Origin of the sequence: Microcoleus sp. T3_B1 (assembly GCF_036700445.1) — a bacterium.
GTDB lineage: Bacteria > Cyanobacteriota > Cyanobacteriia > Cyanobacteriales > Microcoleaceae > Microcoleus.
In genome coordinates, this window is the sequence record NZ_JAUBOX010000049.1 from 1 (window position 1) to 8,203 (window position 8,203).

The 8,203-nt window shown below is 49.4% G+C and carries 5 protein-coding genes; 2 read left to right on the top strand and 3 right to left on the bottom strand.

Features of this window, described 5'->3' with window-relative positions; genetic code table 11:
• Positions 1-99: 99 nt before the first annotated feature.
• Positions 100-399: a hypothetical protein gene (locus tag QT990_RS22920; protein WP_333465782.1), complete on the top strand. Its 300-nt coding sequence runs from the start codon at positions 100-102 to the stop codon at positions 397-399.
• Positions 400-846: 447 nt separating this feature from the next.
• Here QT990_RS22920 and QT990_RS22925 read toward each other — a convergent pair whose 3' ends face one another.
• The 3 genes from QT990_RS22925 to QT990_RS22935 all read right to left on the bottom strand — a co-directional run bounded on the left by QT990_RS22925 (position 847) and on the right by QT990_RS22935 (position 3,130).
• Entirely contained in the window at positions 847-1,056 is a 210-nt protein-coding gene (locus tag QT990_RS22925) for a hypothetical protein (RefSeq protein WP_333147771.1), read from the bottom strand.
• 117 nt (positions 1,057-1,173) lie between these two features.
• Positions 1,174-2,871 (bottom strand): CHAT domain-containing protein, encoded by a 1,698-nt coding sequence (locus QT990_RS22930; RefSeq protein WP_333147773.1) that lies wholly within the window; start codon positions 2,869-2,871, stop codon positions 1,174-1,176.
• A gap of 4 nt (positions 2,872-2,875) precedes the next feature.
• A complete protein-coding gene (locus QT990_RS22935) occupies positions 2,876-3,130 on the bottom strand; it encodes a hypothetical protein (protein WP_333147775.1) in 255 nt (84 codons plus the stop codon).
• Positions 3,131-4,545: 1,415 nt separating this feature from the next.
• On the opposite strand from QT990_RS22935, the gene QT990_RS22940 reads away from it, so the two are divergent.
• Positions 4,546-8,203, top strand: a 3,658-nt coding sequence (locus QT990_RS22940) for a cadherin-like domain-containing protein (protein ID WP_333465783.1), incomplete at its 3' end; no start/stop codon positions are given.

Sequence of the window (8,203 nt, forward strand, 5' to 3'; positions counted from 1 at the left end):
GAAAGAAGAAGAAGGAAGGAGCCAGAAGAAGGAAGGAGCCAGAAGAAGTATTTTTACAAATATGAGATGCTCCCATAGTTTTGATCGGGCGAGATTGCTTTGCGACTCTTAACACTTCGCCAGGAATCAGTAGATTTCTACGGGGAACTCGGGAAAATCTTCCTCCTCCGGCCCCAAGCCAGAGAATTTGAGGTTACTTCCACAGGGGAATTGAAAAAGACCGAGTTAAATGCACCACAGCTTAAATGTTTGATGCACTACAAATTAGCTGCGGTTCCCGACATGGAGTTTGCATGGAAATGTATTGGTTTCCACTCGTGGCCTGTAAACTGCCATACTCTCAAAATTTATGCACCAACTGGAGGGGCGCGTCAATCGATTTTAGATTTTAGATTTTAGATTTTAGATTGAAGCCTTGACCCCACGGATAAATTCGGGGCGCCTTTATCGGATACAGGTTTTTTATTTCACCGGTCCTGAGTCTGCTTTCGGAATGAATCACGTGGCGGGTATCCTGGATGCTTGATTGTCAAACTCACAGCCGCTTCCATAATTAATTATTGTGAAATAAGCGCGCTGAGGGTGAGGACGTTCTTAATTGTGGCAACTCTGGCTTTTATTGTCTTGTGCCGAATGACGAATGCTCCTGCGGCCGAATCAGCCCGCTCAAAAACGCATACAAGCCACCGACTCCTGTCGTGGAGAGATCAAAATTTTAGAGTCTTGTTCCTGTTCCCAGATTTATCTGTGGAGTAAAATTAAAATCTCAAATCCTTCGACTCAGGGCTCAAGCCGAAGTCTAAAATCTCAAATCGACTGACTAATTTTATATTAAGAGTCCCGGACTTACTTGCTCGACGAGAAACCCGGTTTCTTCCTCGATGCTTGGTTGGGCTGCTGCTTATTTTCGGTAAAAACCGGCTGGATGAACGTAAGTCCGAGATTCGATCGAGCAGCATACTTTCGATCGCGAATGGCCAGCGGCAGCCGATCGCGAATGGCCAGCAAAAACCCCACCCAGTTTGGAGCCGGGCCAAGGGGGTCTAAATTCAGCATTGCAGTGGGCGATCGCTTTTAGGAATGAAAAATAAATAAGGTGACTAATAGAGCAATAGTTGACCTTGGATCAAGGCTTCTGGGGTTTAATTGTGCAAGTTATTAATTTTTCATTCCTTAGTGACGTTGTTGCAGGTAATTTTGCGACAGGGGAGTCCGTACCGCCGGCAGTAACTCTTCTGGTTTCGTGCTTCGCTGGTTCGAGTGCCGCCACCCAAAAAAGCCAGCACTCAAAGCAACGGGCAATAAGCAAAGCATCAGGGCCACAGATTTTTTCAACCCCGGTTTTTTTAACGGTTTCTGAGTCGCTGCAGCGGCGCGAGTTGCTTGGATCGCCGCACACTCTGAATTAGGAATAGAGGAGGGCGAAGCCGTCGGTGAGTTCGGTGAATTAGCAGCATCGGGTCGATCGTTCTGGTGAACCCAATCCCTGCGATCTTTTAATTGGTTGGGATATTCCCAGACTTCGCCGTCAGAATTGTCTGACTCATGCGATCTATTGGCTGGGATTGGGGGGTATTGGGCGATCGCCGAAACCGAAGACGCAGCCTTCCATTCAGTACCCGCGATCGCCGGTTGCGTTCCCGACCCGATTATGTGCACCATAGAACCGGAGGTCGCGCTGTGGACTGGGGCGCCGGTCAAATAGCCGTCAAAGTCCGGGTGCTGGTAGAGAATCGGCAAAGCCCAGTATAGCTGGTGAGAACCGTAGGCAGAAATTAGCCCAGCTCTGGCCCGGCTCAGGCTGAGATCGACTGGATAGCCTTGATTGAGGTTGCGGTAAAACAACCGTGTCAGAGTTAGGGCTACATCGTCGGGGATGCTTTCTGCCATTGCTAGCACTGCCGGAATGCCCCGCTTCACTAGAGCTTCGGTTAAGTTCCGTTCCGGGCTGTCGTCCGCGAGGTCTGAGGGGTCGCCGTAGGCGCCGCGGCAGGAGTTGAACACGGCCATCTGAATACCGTTGTTAACGAGCAATCCAGCTAAGTCGTCGCCACTGAGGGTTTCGGTTAAGCCGGTGCGGCTGCTGACTAGGTAGAGTTCCCCACCTCTGGAACCTAAGTTGCTGTGGCCTGCGTAGTGCAGGACTTGGTAGTGTCCTTGTTCTAGGGCTTGGGTAAGTTGTTCTCGATCGGGCTGTTCGAGAATAGTCAGTTGAATTTCCGGGCAATGGGGGCTGTTTTTGAGAGGATGACCGGTGCGGTTTTGGAGTTCTTGTTGCAAATGGAGCACTTCTCGCTTAAGCTGCAAGCTGTCTCGATCGCTCGGAGAGGCGATCGCCATTAAAATTTTTAGTGGCCCACCACTAGGCAGTATCCGGGTTTGTTTGAACAAACTTGTACCTGGTTGGTAGCGAGAAAACACGACATCGGTGCCAGTTGCCAAAGGGCGATCGCCCGCGTGCAGCACTTCCCACGGCAGCCGTGGCAAGCGCCGGCCTTTGAGTCCGAGTCGCAGTTGCAGCACTTCTCGGCGGTGCTGGGCGATGCCTTGAGCGCAAGTCCAGCTATCGCGCAAGTTTCCTTGAAACAGCCCGCTGTATAATTGTTGTCCGAGCGCTACTAAATTCGGCACTGAGTTGGGTCCCGAACGGGAGAGGCCGCGACCGGCCAAACTGCTTCCGTGTAATGCTTTTCCCTGGAGCAAGCCCACCAGCGGGTCGTTCATCAGTTGAGCAGACAGTGCAAGCCATTCGTCGATCGGCCAGCGGACTTGTTGTTCGGCTAAGGGTACACCGGGTGCAACCCTTTCTGTCCGCACTAGATATTCGTCGTCCCCAACAGGGGTGACTGAGAGTTGAAATTCCTGGCTCACGGATTTAGCGCCCTCCCGCCTTAATTCTGAATTTGCCTGCGTTTTTGCGGCTAGCAAGAGCGATCGGCAAAATAATTTTTACTCTTTGAATCAAAGTTTCTGAATGCGCTTCCCCCGATCGGGCGATCGCTGGCGTCATATATATTTGTTCAAACACTTTGAGGATATAAAAGTTGTACTTTAATAACAGTTTATTAGTTTTGATTGCCCTGTGGCTCGGTGAAAGCCGAATTTTCTCCAATCTTGCTATCTTTAACATTTTGCACCTCTACCGCAGACCCCTTTAGATTTGTCGTGAACTTGAGTTTCTCATTGCTGAGTAAAGTTAAATTGGAGGCACTTTACCAGGCGGATCTCTAGTTCTTATTAAAATTACTTCGGCTCTCGCCAACCGGTTTCAGGGCAATATCGCAGGGAAATTTGAGTATTTTATTTTTTTGGGCGATCGGTCGATCGGTCTTTACGGCTTATCCTCTACCACCAACCCCCCATGTGTAATCTTGATTTTGTGTCAATTAATTAATTGGTCAGCCCTGGACTCTCATCCGTAAGCTCTCCGCCCTCATCCTTAAGACCTCAGTGGCGATCGATAATCGATAGTTGACCATCGATAATTGCTAATAACTTATTGCTAATTTTCCGCTTTTATGATATAGAAAACTTTTAATTTAACTCTCTTAATCTAGTTAAAGTTAAGCAGCAAAAATAAACTTAACCCGCCAAGAACTCTCAACAATACAAGGCAAATCAAATTATTCCGGTACTCTCCAGCAACCATCATTTTTGGCATCTAGAGGATTACGCCTCATCAGGCCGGTTTCTCGGAGAATTATTGGATTTGGTAGCGAAGTCTCTACAAAGGAATAGGGTTGGGCAGCCTCGCCGTGGGTCGTTCCCGCTCAAAATGCCGATCTTGCAACTGTCACCAAAAACGACTCCTGCATCTCTTACTCTGTTTGGAAAAATTTTACAATCTGTCTTGAGATAGATAAATTTTGGCAGGTTCTTAGTATTAATCAGAAAAAAAAAATTTTTCTCAGTTCGCGATGTTTCCTCAACTCGATAAAAATTTGTGCAACTAAAAATTAGAACAAATATTTGCCCGGGCGAATGATCTAAATTTTTAATTAATCATCGGGAACTAAAATTAGGAGGGTGCTGTCGTTTAGTCAAGAGATTCAAATCCTAGGTCAGGGAAGGATTTGTCAAAGCTGGGAGTGTTACAAAACTTTAATACACCCAGCCTAGATCGGAAAAAAAGCAAGGGTAGAATTTGGGGGATACAGGTTTTGGGTAGTTATTTAGGAGTTGTCAGTTGCGAGTTTAAATTCAGCTAATTCACTGTAGAAATTACGTAGAGAATCTACAATAAGGGGCCCTTCGGCGCAGCTTACTGGAGAAATTACCGAGAACAGCTCAAATGCTCGGCGCTTCGGCGCAGTAATTACAGTGTAGGTTGCAGAGCAATTAATTGTGGTACGCAATGGCAGAATATAAAACTCGCAACAGAGCGAAAAAAACCTTGCTGTTTAAGTGGCATCTATAATAGTAAAAATGAGGAAACCAGCTCCTCTAGCAGGCGAAAGCATGAAGTTATTTTTTTTTCTTCTGCAGCCTCCTGTTTGCTGATAAAGTGATTCTAAGAAGCTTACCTTTTTTGGGGAAATATCAACAATGGAACCAGACGTAACAACGTTAGAAAAAAAACCGGAAACACTTTTTCCCGTTCGAGAGGAAACACAAAATCCAGTCGGGAATTTAGGCAACAACAGCTCTACAATTACCGAGGAGGAGTTAGCCAAGTTAATTGAGCAAGCGATCGAAAACCCCGACGGCGTTACCACCAAATCTCCTGATCCGTCTAAGGGTGCATCCGAAACAGGTGCTGCTGATAACAAGCAAATTGCGGAATTTAACGGCGTACTAGAAGAAGGTGCGAGCAACGATGATGGCAGCGGCATTGATCGCCGAACCCTCGTTGGTGATGATAGCGATAACGTAATTGTCGCCACCGGCGATCGGGATAAGATATTCGGCCAAAAAGGCAAGGACAAAATCAAAGGAAACCCTGGCAAAAAAAATGAAATGTACGGGGGTAAAGATGACGATGATTGCGAGGGCGGCGATGACGACGATGTAATAAAGGGCGATCGTGGCAACGACAACGTTAAGGGCGGCAAAGGCAACGACACCCTTAACGGCGGTAAAGATAACGACACCCTTTTTGGCGGCAGCGGCAACGACACCTGCCAAGGCGATGACGGCGATGACGGGGTGCACGGCAACGAAGGAAAGGATGACGTTAACGGCGGCGCCGGCAACGACACCATCTACGGCGGCAAAGACGACGACAAGTGCGAGGGCGGCGAAGGCAACGATACCGTCAGGGGCGACGCAGGCAAGGACAACGTTAGCGGCGGCGACGGCAACGATAGCGTTAACGGCGGCAAAGATAACGATACCGTGCTAGGCGGTGGCGGCAGCGACGTTTGCAGCGGTGACGAGGGCGACGACAGCGTTAGCGGCGGCATCGGCAACGATACCGTGCTAGGCGGTGGCGGCAGCGACAACTGTGCAGGCGACGAGGGCGACGACAGCGTTAGCGGCGGTGCGGGCAACGATACCGTGATCGGCGGCGACGGCAACGACAACTGTGCAGGCGACGACGGCGACGACAGCGTGATGGGCGGTGGCGGCGACGACAGCGTGATGGGCGGTGGCGGCAAGGATACCCTCGTTACTGGCGACGGTAATGACATGGCAGACGGCGGCGACGGCGACGACAGCGTTAGCGGCGGCGGCAACGGCGACGATACGCTGATGGGCGGCAACGGCAACGATACGCTGATGGGCGGTACTGGCAACCATACCTGTGTCGGCGGTGCTGGAGATGACGTTTATGTCGTGAGTAACAGTACCTCTGGGGCAAAAGCAGTCATCACTGACTACGCAGACGACAGCGACAAGTTTCTGCTGTTTGGCGACTTGAACTTTAGCAGCTTGACCTTTATACAAGTCGGTGCAAATACCGAAATTCGGGTCAATAACTTCGCCTTGGCGCTATTGTTGAATGTCAACGCAACGCTGATCACTGCTGGCGACTTTTTGGGAGTTAATCCTCAAACTCCAACTCCAACTCCAAGTCCAACTCCCACTCCGGTTCAAACTCCCCCTCCGATTTTTAACCCTCCGCGAGCGGAAGTTAATCAGCCCTTGACTGCTGGTTCCAGCGGCGGCGAGCAAACTATTACTCCTGAGTTGTTGCGGTTTGTCGATGACGAGCAAGGTCCTGGCGGCACAGTCTTCAAGCTAACCGAGCTGCCCGATGCTACAACCGGCCAACTATTGGTTAAGGGAGTCCCAGCACAAGTCGGTTCTACCTTCTCTCAAGCAGACATTAACGAAGGCTTGGTAAAATTCAAAGCGGCAGTAGGTTTTGTCGGTGCGCTTAGTTTTGCTTTTGAAGTTAGCAACGGCAAAAGATCTCTCATCAACCAGCGTTTTAGCTTGAATGTCGAGCAAAATCTCTTTAAGTTTGCTGGCACTACAGCACCTCAAGTTATTGTCGGTTCTCTGACGCTGGATAACGACATCGAAGGCAGCGATGGTGACGATGACATTACAGCCGGCACAGGCAAGGACAAAATCATCGGTGGCAAAGGCAAGGACAAAATTAAAGCAGGCGATGGCGATAACGATATCGACAGCGGCGATGACGATGACGAGATCGAAGTCGGCAAAGGCAACAACAAAATCATCGGCGGCAAAGGCAAGGACAAAATTAAAGCCGGCGATGGCGATAACGATATCGACAGTGGCGATGACGATGACTCGATCGAAGTCGGTAAAGGCAAAAACAAAATCAAAGCAGGCAAAGGCAAGGACAAAGTTAAAGCCGGCGATGACGATGACGAGATCGACGGCGGTGATGACGATGACTCGATCGACGGTGGCCTCGGCATAGACAAAATCATCGGCGGTAGTGGCAATGACACATTAACCGGAAATGAGGGCGATGACTCGATCGAAGGCGGTCTAGGAACCAATACTCTAATAGGGGGTAATGGAAAGGATCGCTTTGTTTACCGCACTTCCCGCCAAGAGATTCAAACAGTTGTAGAAGCTGACTTTATTACTGACTTTAATGTCGATGACGATGTTTTTGAGCTTTCTACTGGAGCTTTTGGTAATCTCATCGTTTCTAGCTTGACCCGACTGGATATTACGGCTACTACTGCTGTTGGGTCGATCGGCAGCGCTAATTTGCTCGACTTCACCACGGATATCACTGTTAACAGCATCGCGTCTTTGCAAGCGCGGTTTATAGCTTTGGGTGGCAACCGAGAAGCGCCTACTTTCTGTCAGTTTATAGATGCCGAGACCGGTCGTGCTGTACTGGTATTTGCTGTTGGGGCGCGCTTTGAAGTTCTCACGAGTTTCTCGGCAAGCATTCGCCTGCAAGTCAGTAACTTTGTCTTCAGCGGCACGTCACTAAATGTTCCTGTCGGTACTGCTGGCCCTGACAATGTGGATTTCGGCACTTATCCGGCTGCAGTTAATTTCGATGGTTTAGCAGGCGATGACAAGATTGTCGGCAGCAATTTTAACGATAACCTCAAGGGCGGCGACGGCAACGATACCATCACCGGCGGCCTCGGTTTGGATGTCATAAGCGGCGGCACTGGTGCGGATCTGTTTGTTTACAGGACAACTAAAGAAGGCGGCGATAAAATTTCCGACTTTACTGTTGGGGTAGACAAATTCGAGTTTAGCGCGAGCGCTTTCGGCAATTTGACTACGACTAACTTTGACGGTGTTAGCGGGGTTTCTCCTGACATTACTGGCAAAGAGTTAGTGATTTTCACAGGCGGAAGTTATGCCTCTTTGCAAGATGCACAAGCTAAAGCCCTGGGCAATTCTACAACTGCTGGTTTCTTCGCCTTTACTAATGCGTCGAACGAAACAGAGTTGTATTTTGACTCGAACGGTACGGTGGCCGGTGGTTCTACCTTGATAGCGAATCTGGGTACTGCTGCTAGCAATCTGGGAACGGCGGACTTTGTATTTACAGGTACGATCGCCTCTCCTGCTGGTACTACTACCAACTCAGGCAGCATTGTCGATTTAACTGCTGCTGGGAACACTTACCCAACCGACTTTAACAACTTCGGTTCTGGTGCAGGCGGTTACAACTTCACCACTCCTGTCTTGTTTACCGGAAATGCTGATGCTAACAGCGTCACTGGTACTGAGTTTGCTGACATCCTCAGCGGCGGCAGCGGTGCAGATATTCTGACTGGCGGTTCAGGTGCGGATCTGTTTGTTTACAAAG

What these genes read in the sequence shown, in the direction of transcription:
- QT990_RS22925 (WP_333147771.1), bottom strand. Translation starts at nt 1,056, where the DNA reads ATGCTGAATTTAGACCCCCTTGGCCCGGCTCCAAACTGGGTGGGGTTT.
- QT990_RS22935 (WP_333147775.1), bottom strand. Translation starts at nt 3,130, where the DNA reads ATGTTAAAGATAGCAAGATTGGAGAAAATTCGGCTTTCACCGAGCCAC.